Source organism: Neorhizobium tomejilense, assembly GCF_964254135.1.
In the GTDB taxonomy this organism is placed as follows: domain Bacteria; phylum Pseudomonadota; class Alphaproteobacteria; order Rhizobiales; family Rhizobiaceae; genus Neorhizobium; species Neorhizobium tomejilense.
The window spans coordinates 393,271-407,462 of record NZ_CAXUSO020000001.1; the positions used below are offsets into that span (position 1 = coordinate 393,271).

Here is a 14,192-nt window from a genome sequence, read left to right on the forward strand (position 1 = left end):
ACCACAAGACTTCCAGAAGCCGGGGCGAAAACCCCGGCTTTTTTTGTTTTGGAAAATAGAGGATTCCTACGGAGAGCGTCATGCGCAAGCCACGATTGTTCGGCGCGGACTACAGCGTTTATGTGCGGACGGCCCGCCTCGTACTCCTGGAGAAGGGCGTGGACCACGAACTGGTCCCGGTCGATGTCTTTGCGACAGGTGGTCCGCCAATGTCATACCTCGAACGCCACCCCTTCGGGCGTATCCCCGCGTTTGAAGATGGCGACTTTAAGCTCTACGAGACCGGAGCGATCACGCGCTATGTGGACGAGGCATTTAATGGTCCCGCGTTGCAGCCGCCCACCGCTCGCATTCGCGCGCGCATGAACCAGATGATTGGCATTGCGGACAGCTATGTCTACCCGACACTCGTGTGGGGCATTTATGTCGAGCAGGTTTCCAAACCCGCCAGCGGCAGGGATACGGATGCCGCCCGCCTGGATGCTGCGCTCGAAAGGGCGCCGACCTGCCTGAAGGCCCTTGCCGACCTGTCGCAGAACTCTGCGTGGCTCTGCGGGGATGGGATCAGCCTGGCGGACCTTCATCTGGCGCCGATGATCGACTATTTCATGAAGTCGCCCGTCGCAAACGACCTGCTGGGCAAGCATTCCGGCCTGATGTCCTGGTGGGAGCGGGTATCCGTGCGGCCGAGCATGCTCAAGACGATACCGACGAGCTAAGCGCTTCGCCGGACGGGCCGTGGATTTCTACCGGTCAGCTTTCCGGCAGATCATCCTTTTTAAGCGGCCGAAAGCTCATCCGGTGCAGGGAACAGGGGCCATGCGTCTCGATGCCGGCGCGGTGCTGGGGCGTCCCATAACCGACGTGGTTGGCAAAACCGTAGCCGGGGAAGACCAGATGCGCGCGGGTCATCATCCGGTCGCGGGTGACTTTTGCGATGATCGAGGCGGCGGCGATCGACACGGAGCGGGCATCGCCCTTGATGACCGCCTTGCCGGGGCAGCAGAGCCCCTGCGGCACGTCGCGGCCGTCGGCGAGCACATAGGCCGGCGTCACGGCAAGCCCCGCCACCGCGCGGCGCATGGCGTCGAGGCTGGCGCGCAGGATGTTGCGCTCGTCGATATGGCGTGGGCCGGACGCGGCGATCGACACTTCGGCCGTCGCCATGATCGCCTCGAACAGAATTTCCCGCTGGGCTGCGGTGAGCTGTTTGGAATCGTTGAGGCCGTCCGGGATATTGTCGGGGTCGAGGATGACGGCGGCGGCCACGACCGGGCCTGCCAGCGGCCCGCGTCCCGCCTCGTCGGTGCCTGCGACCGGCCAATGGCCGGCCTGGCGTGCCACAAGCTCCAGACTGAAATCCGGAACCAGCGGAACATCTTCGAAAAGCATCGGAGAATCGGGCGACGTGCGAGGTAACATGGCGGCAACCTCGCACGTCGTCCCGACCTCCTGCAACCCCCGGCCAAGCGATTGCGGCGTCGCTATCCACCGAGGGGCGGCGGTGGAACCGGGGTATTTTCCGACGCGGGGGACAGGGCGGGTCCGCGTCGAAAATTGGAATTAGCAATTTAACCGGGCCAGGGCCCGGTCAGAGCAGCGAGAGTTGGATACCACCGCCGTCGGGGCGGAGGAAAATGTCGTCGCGCAACGGCAGGCCGCGCCGGACCATGCCGAGCCGCTTGGTCGCCATCTCGAAACGCCGGCCGATCTGCCATGCATAGGGACCGGCACCCTTCATCCGCTTTCCCCATTCGGCGTCGTAATCCTTGCCGCCGCGCATCGAGCGGACGAGCGACATCACATGCCGATAGCGATCCGGATAATTCTGCAGCAGCCAGTCGCGGAAGAGGGGGCTCACCTCCAGCGGCAGGCGCAGGAGTACGTAGGTCGCTTCCGTCGCCCCCGCCGCATGGCCGGCGTCGAGGATCCGCTCGATCTCATGGTCGTTGAGCGCCGGAATGACGGGTGCCACCATGACCGCAGTCGGAATACCGGCATCGGTCAACGCCTTGATGGCAGTGAGGCGCTTGGGAGGGGTCGAGGCGCGCGGCTCCATGGTGCGGGCAAGCTTGCGGTCGAGGGTGGTGACCGAAATCCCGACCTTCGCGAGCCCTTTCGAAGCCATGTCGGCAAGGATGTCGATGTCGCGGGTGATCAGCGCCGACTTGGTAACGATCGCGACGGGGTGGTTGGCCTTCTGCAGCACTTCGAGGATCTGCCGCATGATCCGCCATTCCCGCTCGATCGGCTGGTAGGGGTCGGTATTGGTGCCGATCGCGATTGCCCGCACCTTGTAGTCCGGGCGGCTCAGCTCCCGTTCGAGCAGTTTCGGCACGTCAGGCTTGGCGAACAGCTTCGCCTCGAAATCGAGGCCCGGCGAAAGCCCCATGAAACTGTGCGTCGGCCTGGCGAAGCAATAGATGCAGCCATGCTCGCAGCCGCGATAGGGATTGATCGAGCGATCGAAGGAAAGGTCCGGAGATTCGTTGCGGGTGATCGCGGTGCGCGGCTTTTCCACCTGGACCTCGGTCCTGAACGGTTCGAGCTCCTCCAGGGTCTGCCAGCCGTCGTCGAATGCCTCGCGGCGCTCTTCCTCGAAACGGCCGCTCGGGTTGAGCCCCGCGCCGCGCCCGCGACGCCGGTCGATCTCCACCCGAAGACCGGAGGATTTGACCAACGCATCGGCAATATCGGCCGTATGGGCAGGCGCGAAAGCGTCCTGCCGCAACTGATGCAGCTCGTTCATGGGTTAGCTCCTGAAGGGGAAATTCCCCGTTCCTGATGATTAAATTCCTAGCGCGGAAATGAGAACATTGCAAGAACAAAATTGAAGGCCGGCGTTTCTGGCGTTCCTTGTGGCAATGCGTTACATGTCAGGAATGCTGACTGTCATCATGGAATGCCGCGATCAGGAATCCGAGCTGGCGCAGACGCTCTCGGTGCTCGTTTCCGCGGCGGTAGAGGGACTTGTGAGCGATGTCGTGGTGCTCGATCACGGTTCACGGGACGGTTCCTCCCGCGTCGCCGATGCGGCCGGCTGCCGTTTTTACGGCCATTGGGATATCAAGGATATTTTGCGCGGCGCCCGTGGAGAATGGTTGTTGCTGGTCGAACCCGGCGCCCGGCTGCAGGCTGGGTGGATCGACGAGGTGATGGAATATATCGCGCTGAACAAGCAGCCGGCCCGCTTCGCGCCGGCGCGCAACTATCGGCGGCCGTTCTTCAAGCGCATCGGCCGCGCCGTGCCGCCGTTGGAATACGGCATGCTGCTGCCGAAGCGGCAGGCGATCGCGCTCGCAAAATCGGGGATGGACCTGGAAGCGCTGGCACGCGGCCAGAAGGTGTCGAAGCTCGCCAGCGAGATTATTCCGGCCTGGGTGGCAGCGGCCGTCAGGTAGCGGCTACTTGCCGCCGCGCTTCAGGTGCTCGTCGAGCCGCGGCATGATCTCGATGAAATTGCAGGGCATGTGGCGGTAGTCGAGCTGCGCCTTCAAGATACCGTCCCAGGCATCCTTACAGGCGCCGGGCGAACCCGGCAGCACGAAGATGAAAGTGGCGTTGGCCACGCCGCCGGTCGCCCGCGACTGGATCGTCGAGGTGCCGATCTTGTCGTAGGAAATGCGGTGGAACACTTCCGAAAAGCCGTCCATGCGCTTTTCGAACAGCGGCTCCAGCGCCTCCGGTGTCACGTCCCGGCCGGTAAAGCCCGTGCCGCCCGTGGTAATCACCACGTCGATATCGGGATCGAGCGTCCATTCCCGCACCTGGCCGGCAATGCGGTCCTTGTCGTCCGTCACGATCGCCCGCGCCTTCAACTCGTGGCCGGCTTCAGTGATCCGCGCCACCAGCGTGTCGCCGGACTTGTCGTCGGCCGCCGTGCGCGTGTCGGAGACTGTCAGCACGGCGATGCCGACGGGGATGAAGGAACGGGTTTCGTCGATCCGGTTCATTGGGTTTTCTCTGGCACCTGTCCAACGGTCCTCACCGCCTGAAAATACCATTCCGGCTTCTGGCCGTTAAGGCTTTCCATCGCCTTTTCCGCCGCTTCGAAGGAAGGAAATATCCCGAAACAGGTGGCGCCGGAACCGGACATCCGCGTCAGCATGGTGCCCTCCGCGCCGATCAGGCTGGAGATCTGGTCGATCTCGCGCACCAGCGATCGCGCCGGCGGTTCAAGATCGTTGCGCAGGGTTTTCAGGAAGCCGATCCAGTCGCTGTCGAAGGGCCCGATCGCCGCGTTTTCCTTCTGCGTCAGGCGCAGGAAGATATCGGGGGTCGAGACGCCGACGAGCGGATTGCCGAGCACCAGCGACAGCGAGGGCAGGTCGGGAAGCGCGGTCAGTTCCTCGCCTATCCCCCTGGCCATCAGCGCCTCGCTCTTCAGACACATCGGCACATCGGCGCCGAGCGAAAGCCCGAGCGCTGCCAGTTCCCCGTCCGGCAGGCTGGCGTTCCAGAAGCGCATCAGGCCGCGCAGGGCAGCTGCCGCATCAGCCGAACCACCGCCGATACCGGCTGCGACCGGCAGGTTCTTTTCGAGATGGATGGCAACCGGCGGCGCCAAAACGCCTTTATCCTCCAGCGCCGTGCGCAGGAGATCGCGCGCTTTCAGCACGAGATTGCCCCTCTTGCCTTCCGGCGAGGCCGGCAGCAGCGAGGCGAACCGGCCGGAAACGGAAAAATCGTCGGCCTCCGTCTCGCTAAAGCACAGCCGGTCCCCGGTGTCCGCAAAAGTCACGATGCTTTCGAGCCGATGATAACCGTCGGCCCGCTGGCCGGTCACGTGCAGCGCGAGATTGATCTTGGCGGGCGCCAGTTCGAAGAGGCCCGCCTTGTCGGCGAGCCATTTGTCGGATGACGGATTGTCCAGGAACATGCGCGTCAGGATTTCTTGTCGGGATTGGCAGGCGCCGGCGGGGCAGGTGCCACGGGCTCCGTCGGGCTGCGGTCGGCAGTCGTGGCGTTCGGATCGAGCGGCGCCAGGCCCTTCTCGATCTTCTCCTTGATCTGCTCGCGGTTGATGTCCTCGCCTTCCGAGATCAGAGCCCGGTTCCACTGGTAGACGGCCTCGAGCTTGCGCCCGACGCGCCAGTAGGAATCGCCGAGATGGTCGTTGATCGTCGAATCGCCGGCACGCAGCTGCACCGCACGTTCCAGCTCGGTCACGGCATCGTCGAACTTGCTCATCCGGAAATAGGCCCAGCCGAGCGAGTCGACGATATACCCGTCATCCGGTCGTGCATCGACGGCCCGCTTGATCATGTCGAGACCTTCGTCGAGGTTCTTGTTCATGTCGACCAGCGAATAGCCGAGATAGTTGAGGACCTGCGGCTGTTCCGGGTTGAGCTCGAGCGCCTTGCGGAAGTTCGGCTCGGCCTTCGCCCAGTTCTTGAGCCGCTCGTAGGCGATGCCGCGCTGGAAGAAGATCGTCCAGTCGCCGGGCTTCGGCACAGGCCCGATGACCTCGGCAGCCTTGTCGTAGGTCTCCGCCATGGTCTTGTAGTCCTTGGCATCGGAAAGCACGCTGCCATAGGCGATGTAGCTACGGATGTCGGACGGATCGGAATCGATCAGCGACTTCAGGTGCTGCTTGGCCTCGTTCACCTTGCCGGTATCGGAAAGCGTCACGCCGAGCTGCAGCTCGGAAATGCGGCGCATCGGCGAATCGGCGGGGACGCTGGCATAAAACTTGATGGCGCGCTCCGGCTGCTTGAGCTTTTCAGCGATGCCGCCGAGCAGGATCAGCGTGTCGGCGCTCTTGGGGTCGAGCGCATGGGAAATCTGCAGGTAGAGCGAGACCATGTCCTCGGCGCCCTGGCGGTTCAGCGCCCCGCCGATCGAAAACAGGACACTGGCTGCGCCTTCTGCGGCATTACTCACCTGCTGTTCGGGCTTCTGGCCTTTCTCGATGCTCTGGCGCAGGGCCTTCAGCGGCGCATAGTTGGAGACCATGCCGTCACCGACGGAGATCGCGTCCAGCGCCTTCTGCTTGTTGCCGGCAGCAGCTTCGAGACGCGCAAGCGCCATAACCGCGCGCATAAAGGTGTCCGGCGCGGTGGCGACGGCTTCCTTGTTGGTGACGGCGGTATTGAGGTGCTGCCGCGCCGTGCCGATATCGCCGGTCACCAGCGCCATGGCGCCGAGATGGTAATCGGTGAATACCTTGTACCAGGCCGGTCCCTTGAGGTTGTTGATGCCGGCCATCGCCTGCTTGCCCTTGCCGGCGCCGACATCCGCCCAGGCGGAAAGAAGCTGGTGGGTCAGCCGGTCGAGATCGTTCGGGCCTTCGTAGGCAAGAACCTTCTTGGCGGTATCGAACTTCTTGGCGCGCAGGGCATCGAGGCCGCGGACGATCTTGGTGATCCGCTCGACGGCCTTGTCGTCCTTGAGCGCGTTGGCTTCAGCGAGGCCCTGGTCGAAATCGCCGTTGAGCAACAGCGAGATCATCAGCCGCTCGCGGATTTCCAGGTTGGCGGCATCGAAAGCCAGCGCCTTGCGGTAGAGCGCGATCGCAGTGTCGTAGTCGTGGTCGACGTCGGCTGTCCGTGCGGCCAGAAATGCACCGGAAAACGTCTTCACGTTGCCAGGGCCGAACGTCACCGTGTCTTTCACCGCTGGCTTCACTTCCGCCGTCGCCGCATTGGCTACCGTTCCAAACAGGAGAACAGTTGCAAGCGCCGCACTGGAGAGCAGAAGAAGGCTGGATTTCTGCCGCATAAACATGCCTTTCGTAAGAGCATGGCGATTCGATGAGATACCGCCGCCAATTCCGCCCTATTGATTCATGATAGAATGGCTTTTTTGAAGCACGTCCGCAAGGAAATCCCCAGCGCCGCATGGGGGCGGCGCCGGTCACACCTTCGACAGCGGGCGGCTTTCGGTCAGTTGACGCGCTGGATCGAAAAGTCGATCACTTCGAGAAGAGCGGCTTTCAGCGGCGAGGCCGGAAGCGGTGCCAGCGCATCGCGGGCGATCGTGCCGTAATGCAGCGCCCGGCCGATCGTGTCGTTCAGGGCGCCGTATTTGTTGATCAGGCCGAGCGCCTTTTCCAGGTTCTCGTCGCTGCTCTCGCCCTTCTCGATCGCCTGGCGCCAGAAGGCGCGCTCGGCCTCGGTGCCGCGGCGATAGGAGAGGATGACGGGCAGCGTGATCTTGCCCTCGCGGAAATCGTCGCCGACATTCTTGCCGAGATCGGCAGCCTTGCCGCCGTAGTCGAGCGCGTCGTCGACGAGCTGGAACGCAAGGCCAAGGTTCATGCCGTAGGATTTCAGCGCGCCCCGGCCGGCCTTGTCGGCATTGGCGATGATCGGCCCGACTTCGGCGGCGGCCGCAAACAGCGCAGCCGTCTTGGCGCGGATGACGGAAAGATAGTCGTCCTCGGTCGTCTCCATGTTCTTGGCGACGGAAAGCTGCAGCACTTCGCCTTCGGCGATCACGGACGCTGCGGCCGACAGCACGTCGAGCGCTTCGAGAGAGCCGACCTCCACCATCATCCGGAAGGCCTGGCCAAGCAGGAAATCACCGACCAGAACGCTTGCCTGATTTCCCCAGATCATCCGTGCGGTGGAACGCCCGCGGCGCAGATCGCTTTCGTCCACCACATCGTCGTGGAGCAGCGTTGCCGTGTGCATGAACTCGACGCTGGTCGCAAGCTTCACATGGCCTTCGCCCTGGTATCCGAACAGGGCAGCGGACGCGAGCGTCAGCATCGGCCGCAGCCGTTTGCCGCCGGACGAGATCAGGTGGTTGGCGACTTCCGGGATCATCTGCACGTCGGAGCCGGCCTTGGAAAGGATCAGCTGGTTGACCCGATCCATGTCCGCCTTGGTGAGATCCACCAGCGGTTTGACGGATGCCAGTTTGTTTTTGCCTTCTTCAAGCGGTATGACGACGCCCAATGTCAGGCCTCCCTATCGAAATCTTTCAAACGACAATAGAAAGAGGCTGATAGTGCGGCAAGCGCAAATCGCATCCCGCCAGATATAATGGGGTAACAAACAAGCCATGCTGGAGATCATCCGCACCAACGACATCGTGATCCTGTCGCTGGCCCAGAGCCTGATGAAGGATGCGGGCATCTACTGCATGGTGGCCGACCAGTCGATGAGCGTGCTCGAAGGCTCTCTCGGCCTCTTGCAGCGCCGGCTGATGGTCGACGGCGAGCGCGCCGACGAGGCTCGGCGGATCTTGAAGGACGCGGGGCTGGAAGCGGAGCTGCGGCCTTGATGGTTGTGGATCCTCGGTCCTCAGTTTTTCCGGAGCTTTAGCATTGAGCGTTCTCGCGGATCGCCCCCCTCTGCCCTGCCGGGCATCTCCCCCACGGGTTGGGAGATCGGCTGGGCGCACGCTCGCCGCTTCAAATTTGACGTCTCATTCTGCGCACCAACGTGCGGCGTATCTTCTCGCACATTTTTATCTGGCCTCTCTTCCGGCACGCCGTATTTGGGAGGGCGATGATCACGCCGCTTGTGATCTCCCCATCTGTGGGGGAGATGCCCGGCAGGGCAGAGGGGGGCTGCCGACTACCAGCGCTCAATGGTGCCGCAAAGTATGAGCACTCCAACCCACACCGTCGATGCCTTCCATCGCGGCCGCTTTCACGTCATGCAGCCGAAGGGCGGCGGGCATCGGTCAGGCGTCGATGCGATGCTGCTCGCTTCGCTGGTCGCCGCTGACAAGCCGGTGAGCGTCGCCGATCTCGGTTCGGGCGCAGGCGCTGCAGGTCTTGCGGTCGCCGCGCGGCTGCCGCATTCGAAAGTCCTGCTGATCGAGAAATCGCCGCTGATGGCCGACTATGCGCGCAGGACGCTGGAACTTCCCGAAAACGCCTTCCTGGCCGGTCGCGTCGAGGTGCTGGAAGCGGATGTGACCCTGACCGGAAAGCCGCGGCTCGCCGCCGGCCTTGTCGACGAAATTCATGACCACGTGATCATGAACCCGCCCTTCAACGATGCCAGCGACCGCAAGACGCCTGATGCGTTGAAGGCCGAGGCGCATGCGATGACGGAAGATCTGTTCGAAGCCTGGATCCGCACCGCCGGCGCGATCATGAAGCCTGGCGGGCAGTTGTCGCTGATCGCCCGGCCGCAATCGATCGCCGAGATCATCGACGCCTGTGGCAGGCGTTTCGGCGGCTTGGAAATCACGGCTCTCCATCCTCGGCCGGACGAAAGCGCCACACGCATCCTCGTCACCGCCGTCAAGGGCTCGCGCGCCCGCCTGACATTCAGGGCGCCGCTTTTCGTGCATGGCGCGGATGGCCATGCTTTTTCGGCGTTCGTGGACGACCTGAACAATGGCCGCGCCGCCTATTCCCGCCTCAGCCCGAAACGAAATCCACGAGAAGCTTGACGTTGAGGCCGGCGATGACGACGGCGATCAGCCATGCGATGCCTGAGAGCCAGATCGGCGCCACGAGTTGACCCATCTTGGCCTTGCTGGCGGTGAACATGACGAGCGGGAAGACCGCGAAGGAAAGCTGAAGGCTGAGCACGACCTGGGTCAGGATCAGCAGTTCCGCCGTGCCCGCATCGCCGTACCATATCGTCACGAACGCAGCCGGAATGATGGCGATCGCCCGGGTGATCAGCCGGCGGATCCAAGGCTGCAGCTTCATCTTGAGGAAGCCTTCCATGACGATCTGACCCGCAAGCGTCGCCGTCACCGTCGAGTTCAGGCCGCAGCAGAGCAGGGCGATCCCGAAAAGCGTCGGTGCGATGGCAAGGCCGAGCAGCGGCGCCAGCAGCGAATGGGCTTCGCCGAGCTCGGCTACCTCAGTCCGCCCGGTGCTGTTGAAGGCGGCTGCCGCGAGGATCAGGATCGAGGCATTGATCAACAGTGCGAAACAGAGCGCGACGGTGGAGTCGATCGTTGCATAGGTGAGTGCTTCCTTCTTTTCCGGCAGGGTGTGGCCATAGTTGCGGGTCTGCACGATGCCGGAATGCAGGTAGAGATTGTGCGGCATGACGGTCGCGCCGAGAATGCCGAGCGCCAGATAGAGCATCTCCGGATTGGTGACGATCTCGGTTGTCGGGAAGAAGCCGCGGATGACGCCGCCCCACTGCGGATCGGCGAGGAAGATCTGGATTGCGAAGCAGACGGCGATGACGCCGAGCAGGGTGATGATGAAGGCTTCGACCCAGCGGAAACCCATCTTCTGCAGGTAAAGGATGATGAAAACGTCGAGTGCCGTGATCAGCACGCCGAGCTCGAGCGGAATGCCGAAGATCAGGTTGAGGCCGATGGCGGTGCCGATCACTTCGGCGATGTCGGTGGCGATGATGGCGATTTCGGCAAGTGCCCAGAGCGGGATGGAAACCCATTTCGGGAACGCGTCGCGGCAGGCCTGAGCCAGATCTCGGCCCGATGCGATCGCAAGGCGCGCACAGAGCGACTGCAGCACGATCGCCATCAGGTTGGAAAGCAGCGCGACCGCGAGCAGCGCATAGCCGAACTTCGACCCGCCGGCGAGCGAGGTCGCCCAGTTGCCGGGGTCCATGTAGCCGACTGCGACCAGGTAACCCGGCCCCGCAAAGGCAGCGAGCCGCCGCCAACGGGATCCGGATTGGGAGATGTCGATGCTTCGATGGACGTCGGAAAGCGATGCCTCTCCCCGCTTGTTCCGCCAGCCGCTTTCCTGCTTCGAACCCAAAACGTCCATTGTCACACTCTCTTCGTTTGCGAGCGGATAATGCCTTGTTGGAATGGTAATGCAAGTCATTCGCAACTAGAAAATCAAAATCCTGCTTTAAGCGGCGCAGCCATTGCGTTTGAAAATCCGTCACATACATGCTTTGGCAGAGCCGAACGCGACAGAAGGAAAAGAAATGGCCGGGTTTTTGAAGAGGTTGATGCCGAAACGGTTCCGTAAGAAGGGGCTGACGATTCCCGTCGTGCGGCTTCACGGAGCGATCATGGCCGGCGGCAGCCAGTTCAAGCAGAGCCTCAACCTGGCCGGCGTGGCGCCGATGCTCGACAAGGCCTTCGCCAAGAAGGATGCGCCGGTCGTCGCGATCTCGATCAATTCGCCAGGCGGATCGCCCGTCCAGTCGCGCCTGATCTTCCAGCGCATCCGCTCGCTGGCGGAAGAAAAGAACAAGAAGGTGCTGGTCTTCGTCGAGGATGTCGCGGCCTCGGGCGGCTATATGATCGCGCTCGCCGGGGATGAAATCTTTGCCGATCCGACCTCCATCGTCGGCTCGATCGGTGTCGTGTCCGGCGGTTTCGGCTTTCCGGAACTGTTGCGCAAGATCGGCGTCGAGCGCCGCGTCTATACCGCCGGCGAGAACAAGGTGATCCTCGATCCCTTCCAGCCGGAAAAGGAAGGCGACATCGAATACCTGAAGGCCCTGCAGCTCGAAATCCACAAGGTCTTCATCGAGATGGTCAAGATGCGCCGCGGCGAGCGGCTCGCCGACGACGCGACGATCTTTTCGGGCCTGTTCTGGAGCGGTTTGCGCGGCCTCGATCTCGGCCTAGTCGACAGTCTCGGCGACATGCGCGAGGTCCTCAAGCGCCGTTACGGCAAGGATACGAAGCTGGAACTGATCGGCAGCGCCCGTACCCTGTTCGGCCGCCGCGTGCCCGGCGTCGTCTTCGGCGAGGGCAAGGCTGGAGAAATCGCCGCAGGCGCAGTCACGGGACTTGCGGCGAGCCTGGAAGAAAAGGCAATGTGGAGCCGCTACGGCCTTTGAGGTCGTCAGGATAGCGCGAGAGGGGAAATGGCGCAGCTTTTATTTCTGATCATCGTCATCGGCGGCGGCTGGATGCTCTACAAGAAGTTCATCAAGGACGCCGAAAGACTGTCATCGCGCACCCGCCGCGAGGAAAAGGAACGCCAGACCGGCGCGATCGGCACCCTGGAACCGGACCCGACGACGGGGGAGTATAGGGTGAAGAGGGAGGAGGAGTGACCTATTATCAAAAGGGCAGATTGATGATATACGTTTGCGAAGTATATCATAGGAGCGTGTGATGCAGGTCGCCAAGTGGGGAAATAGTCTCGCAATCCGGATTCCGGCGTCCGTGGTCGACGCTTTGGGCCTCAAGGAAGGCGATGATATTGCTGTGCGTGTCGCGGATGCCGCCGTATTTGAAATCGAGCGCGACGATACCCGGCGGAAAGCACTCGAAAAGCTCAAATCCTTCAAATGGGACTTGCCTCCTGACTGGAAGTTCGATCGTGACGAGGCGAATTCGCGCTGATGCCGACGGTCGCGAATTTTTTGGACACCAACATCATCGTCTACGCCTTCACCAAAGACCCACGAGCAGCGGCCGCCCAGCAATTAATGGCCTCTCCATTCGTCCTCAGTACTCAGGGGCTGAACGAGTTCGCAAACGTGGCGCGGAAGAAGCTTAAACATCCGCTGGAGCAGATTGAGGAAGCGATCGAGGTTCTTTCCAGATTGGCGTCAATGATCGTTCCCATGGATCAGCAGATGACAATGACCGCTTTAAAGCTTGTCGGGCGATACAATTTCGCCTTCTATGATGCGTTGATGGTGGCAGCAGCTTTAGAAGCCAATTGCACGCGCTATTACTCGGAAGATCTTCAGGACGGCTTGATCGTCGAAGGGACGCTTACGGTTATAAATCCGTTCCGTTGATCCTACGCTTTTCCGCGAGCTGCTCGCGGACGCGCGCAGCCATCTCATCTCCATCCCACGGCAGCCACTGATCTCGCGGCAGCTTCGCGCGGCGGCGGATTTCGTCCTTCATGCCGATCAGCGGATCCTCATGAGCGGAACTTTCCTCATCCCTCAGCAGGCTCTCGATGCCGGCCTCGAGGACTTTTTCGACGGACGGAAACTGACCGTCCTCAACGAGCTTTTCGGCAAGTCGCAGAGAGCGCTCGGACAAGGTGAAGCTGTTCTTGACGTTCATGGTCTTTCGCCGGAAGAACGGGCGAACCTTAACATGGATCGTGCCGTTTCGGCATCCCCGCAACCGCCCCAAACGCATAAATCCTTGACCCGTGCCCCTGATGCGTGGCACTCGTCCGCATCCTCGAACCGACACAGATATGGCCATGACCGAGCTGCCCGACCACATGTCTCCGACCCGCTCCTTCCAGGGGCTGATCCTCGCGCTCCAGAATTACTGGGCGGACAAGGGCTGTGCGATCCTGCAGCCTTACGACATGGAAGTCGGTGCCGGTACCTTCCATCCGGCCACCACGCTGCGTGCCCTTGGGCCGAAGCCGTGGAAGGCTGCCTATGTGCAGCCGTCGCGTCGTCCGTCCGACGGTCGTTACGGCGAAAACCCCAACCGGCTGCAGCATTATTACCAGTTCCAAGTCATCCTGAAGCCGAACCCGCCGAACCTGCAGGAACTCTATCTGGGCTCGCTCGCGGCAATCGGCCTCGATCCGCTGCTGCACGACGTGCGTTTTGTCGAGGACGACTGGGAAAGCCCGACGCTCGGCGCCTGGGGCCTCGGCTGGGAATGCTGGTGCGACGGCATGGAAGTCTCGCAGTTCACTTACTTCCAGCAGGTCTGCGGCATCGAATGCGCGCCGGTCGCCGGCGAACTGACTTACGGTCTCGAACGCCTCGCCACTTATCTGCAGGGCGTGGACAGCATCTACGAGCTCAATTTCAACGGTCGCGAGGGCGAGGAAAAGATCTCCTATGGTGACGTTTTCCTGCAGGCCGAGCAGGAATATTCCCGCCATAACTTCGAATTTGCCGATACCGCCATGCTGCACCGGCATTTTATCGACGCGGAAAAGGAATGCCAGGCGCTGCTCGCGGCCGGCGCTCCGGGCGCGAACGCCAACCAGATGCTGCACAAATGCGTCTTCCCCGCCTATGACCAGTGCATCAAGGCGTCCCACGTCTTCAACCTGCTGGATGCCCGCGGAGTGATCTCGGTCACCGAACGCCAGAGCTATATCCTGCGCGTCCGCACGCTGGCGAAAGCCTGCGGCGAGGCCTTCCTGATGACCGATGCCGGTGGTGCGAATTTCGGCCGGGCCGCCTGAGGTCCGGGTTTTGGAGCGGGATTGACGCTGCGCGGCGAACCGTTCAAACGCCTCCGGTCCACTGCGTGCCCAACTGCCAGATAGGTTTGATTGTCGGGTAGGCACCGGTTGGAAGCTGTCCTGCGTAGATCTGCAGAAACCGGCGCGTGCCGGCCGGCTCCGGGGGCCTCATCATTACCCCGTACTGAAAAAACAGCACGGCAAA

17 protein-coding genes are annotated in these 14,192 nt (G+C 62.2%); 9 read left to right on the top strand and 8 right to left on the bottom strand.

What is annotated here, in order from left to right:
• Positions 1 to 80: 80 nt before the first annotated feature.
• Positions 81 to 719: a glutathione S-transferase family protein gene (locus ACSQ3G_RS01935; protein ID WP_436108843.1), complete on the top strand. Its 639-nt coding sequence runs from the start codon at positions 81 to 83 to the stop codon at positions 717 to 719.
• Between the two features lie 34 nt (positions 720 to 753).
• Here ACSQ3G_RS01935 and rnhB read toward each other — a convergent pair whose 3' ends face one another.
• The gene (rnhB, locus tag ACSQ3G_RS01940) at positions 754 to 1,422 is read right to left on the bottom strand and encodes a ribonuclease HII (protein ID WP_436108844.1); all 669 of its coding nucleotides are present in this window, start codon (positions 1,420 to 1,422) and stop codon (positions 754 to 756) included.
• Between the two features lie 169 nt (positions 1,423 to 1,591).
• Positions 1,592 to 2,749: a PA0069 family radical SAM protein gene (locus ACSQ3G_RS01945; RefSeq protein ID WP_436108845.1), complete on the bottom strand. Its 1,158-nt coding sequence runs from the start codon at positions 2,747 to 2,749 to the stop codon at positions 1,592 to 1,594.
• A 133-nt stretch (positions 2,750 to 2,882) separates the two neighbouring features.
• Here ACSQ3G_RS01945 and ACSQ3G_RS01950 point away from each other — a divergent pair, with 133 nt between their 5' ends.
• Entirely contained in the window at positions 2,883 to 3,401 is a 519-nt protein-coding gene (locus ACSQ3G_RS01950) for a glycosyl transferase (protein ID WP_046664605.1), read from the top strand.
• Between the two features lie 3 nt (positions 3,402 to 3,404).
• On the opposite strand, the gene moaB is transcribed toward ACSQ3G_RS01950, so the two are convergent.
• The 4 genes from moaB to ACSQ3G_RS01970 form a co-directional block, all read right to left on the bottom strand.
• Positions 3,405 to 3,953: a molybdenum cofactor biosynthesis protein B gene (gene moaB, locus ACSQ3G_RS01955; RefSeq protein WP_105418649.1), complete on the bottom strand. Its 549-nt coding sequence runs from the start codon at positions 3,951 to 3,953 to the stop codon at positions 3,405 to 3,407.
• On the bottom strand, positions 3,950 to 4,879 hold the full coding sequence (locus ACSQ3G_RS01960; RefSeq protein ID WP_436108846.1) for a 4-(cytidine 5'-diphospho)-2-C-methyl-D-erythritol kinase: 930 nt from the start codon (positions 4,877 to 4,879) through the stop codon (positions 3,950 to 3,952). Before ACSQ3G_RS01960 ends, moaB begins: the two co-directional genes overlap by 4 nt.
• Before the next feature lie 5 nt (positions 4,880 to 4,884).
• Positions 4,885 to 6,720, bottom strand: a complete 1,836-nt coding sequence (locus tag ACSQ3G_RS01965; RefSeq protein WP_105439031.1) for a tetratricopeptide repeat protein — start codon at positions 6,718 to 6,720, stop codon at positions 4,885 to 4,887.
• Between the two features lie 164 nt (positions 6,721 to 6,884).
• Complete coding sequence (locus ACSQ3G_RS01970) at positions 6,885 to 7,901, bottom strand: polyprenyl synthetase family protein (RefSeq protein WP_046631012.1); 1,017 nt, start codon at positions 7,899 to 7,901, stop codon at positions 6,885 to 6,887.
• Between the two features lie 106 nt (positions 7,902 to 8,007).
• On the opposite strand from ACSQ3G_RS01970, the gene ACSQ3G_RS01975 reads away from it, so the two are divergent.
• Positions 8,008 to 8,229: a putative signal transducing protein gene (locus ACSQ3G_RS01975; RefSeq protein WP_037087717.1), complete on the top strand. Its 222-nt coding sequence runs from the start codon at positions 8,008 to 8,010 to the stop codon at positions 8,227 to 8,229.
• Positions 8,230 to 8,553: 324 nt separating this feature from the next.
• Complete coding sequence (locus ACSQ3G_RS01980; RefSeq protein WP_436108847.1) at positions 8,554 to 9,354, top strand: tRNA1(Val) (adenine(37)-N6)-methyltransferase; 801 nt, start codon at positions 8,554 to 8,556, stop codon at positions 9,352 to 9,354.
• Here the strand turns inward: ACSQ3G_RS01980 and ACSQ3G_RS01985 are convergent.
• Entirely contained in the window at positions 9,323 to 10,663 is a 1,341-nt protein-coding gene (locus tag ACSQ3G_RS01985) for an Nramp family divalent metal transporter (protein WP_436108848.1), read from the bottom strand. The two genes, ACSQ3G_RS01980 and ACSQ3G_RS01985, sit on opposite strands and share 32 nt — an antisense overlap.
• Before the next feature lie 166 nt (positions 10,664 to 10,829).
• Here ACSQ3G_RS01985 and ACSQ3G_RS01990 point away from each other — a divergent pair, with 166 nt between their 5' ends.
• The 4 genes from ACSQ3G_RS01990 (at position 10,830) to ACSQ3G_RS02005 (ending at position 12,611) form a co-directional block, all read left to right on the top strand.
• Positions 10,830 to 11,696 (top strand): S49 family peptidase, encoded by an 867-nt coding sequence (locus ACSQ3G_RS01990; protein WP_436108849.1) that lies wholly within the window; start codon positions 10,830 to 10,832, stop codon positions 11,694 to 11,696.
• A gap of 27 nt (positions 11,697 to 11,723) precedes the next feature.
• Positions 11,724 to 11,915, top strand: a complete 192-nt coding sequence (locus tag ACSQ3G_RS01995; RefSeq protein WP_436108850.1) for a hypothetical protein — start codon at positions 11,724 to 11,726, stop codon at positions 11,913 to 11,915.
• 61 nt (positions 11,916 to 11,976) lie between these two features.
• Positions 11,977 to 12,207, top strand: coding sequence for an AbrB/MazE/SpoVT family DNA-binding domain-containing protein (locus tag ACSQ3G_RS02000; protein ID WP_436111652.1), 231 nt, complete (start codon positions 11,977 to 11,979; stop codon positions 12,205 to 12,207).
• Positions 12,207 to 12,611 carry a PIN domain-containing protein gene (locus ACSQ3G_RS02005; protein WP_436108851.1) on the top strand — a complete coding sequence of 135 codons (405 nt, stop codon included), beginning with the start codon at positions 12,207 to 12,209 and terminating at the stop codon, positions 12,609 to 12,611. Before ACSQ3G_RS02000 ends, ACSQ3G_RS02005 begins: the two co-directional genes overlap by 1 nt.
• Here the strand turns inward: ACSQ3G_RS02005 and ACSQ3G_RS02010 are convergent.
• The gene (locus ACSQ3G_RS02010; protein ID WP_436108852.1) at positions 12,592 to 12,888 is read right to left on the bottom strand and encodes a hypothetical protein; all 297 of its coding nucleotides are present in this window, start codon (positions 12,886 to 12,888) and stop codon (positions 12,592 to 12,594) included. The two genes, ACSQ3G_RS02005 and ACSQ3G_RS02010, sit on opposite strands and share 20 nt — an antisense overlap.
• Before the next feature lie 145 nt (positions 12,889 to 13,033).
• On the opposite strand from ACSQ3G_RS02010, the gene ACSQ3G_RS02015 reads away from it, so the two are divergent.
• A complete protein-coding gene (locus tag ACSQ3G_RS02015; RefSeq protein WP_105419067.1) occupies positions 13,034 to 13,987 on the top strand; it encodes a glycine--tRNA ligase subunit alpha in 954 nt (317 codons plus the stop codon).
• Positions 13,988 to 14,192 lie beyond the last annotated feature (205 nt).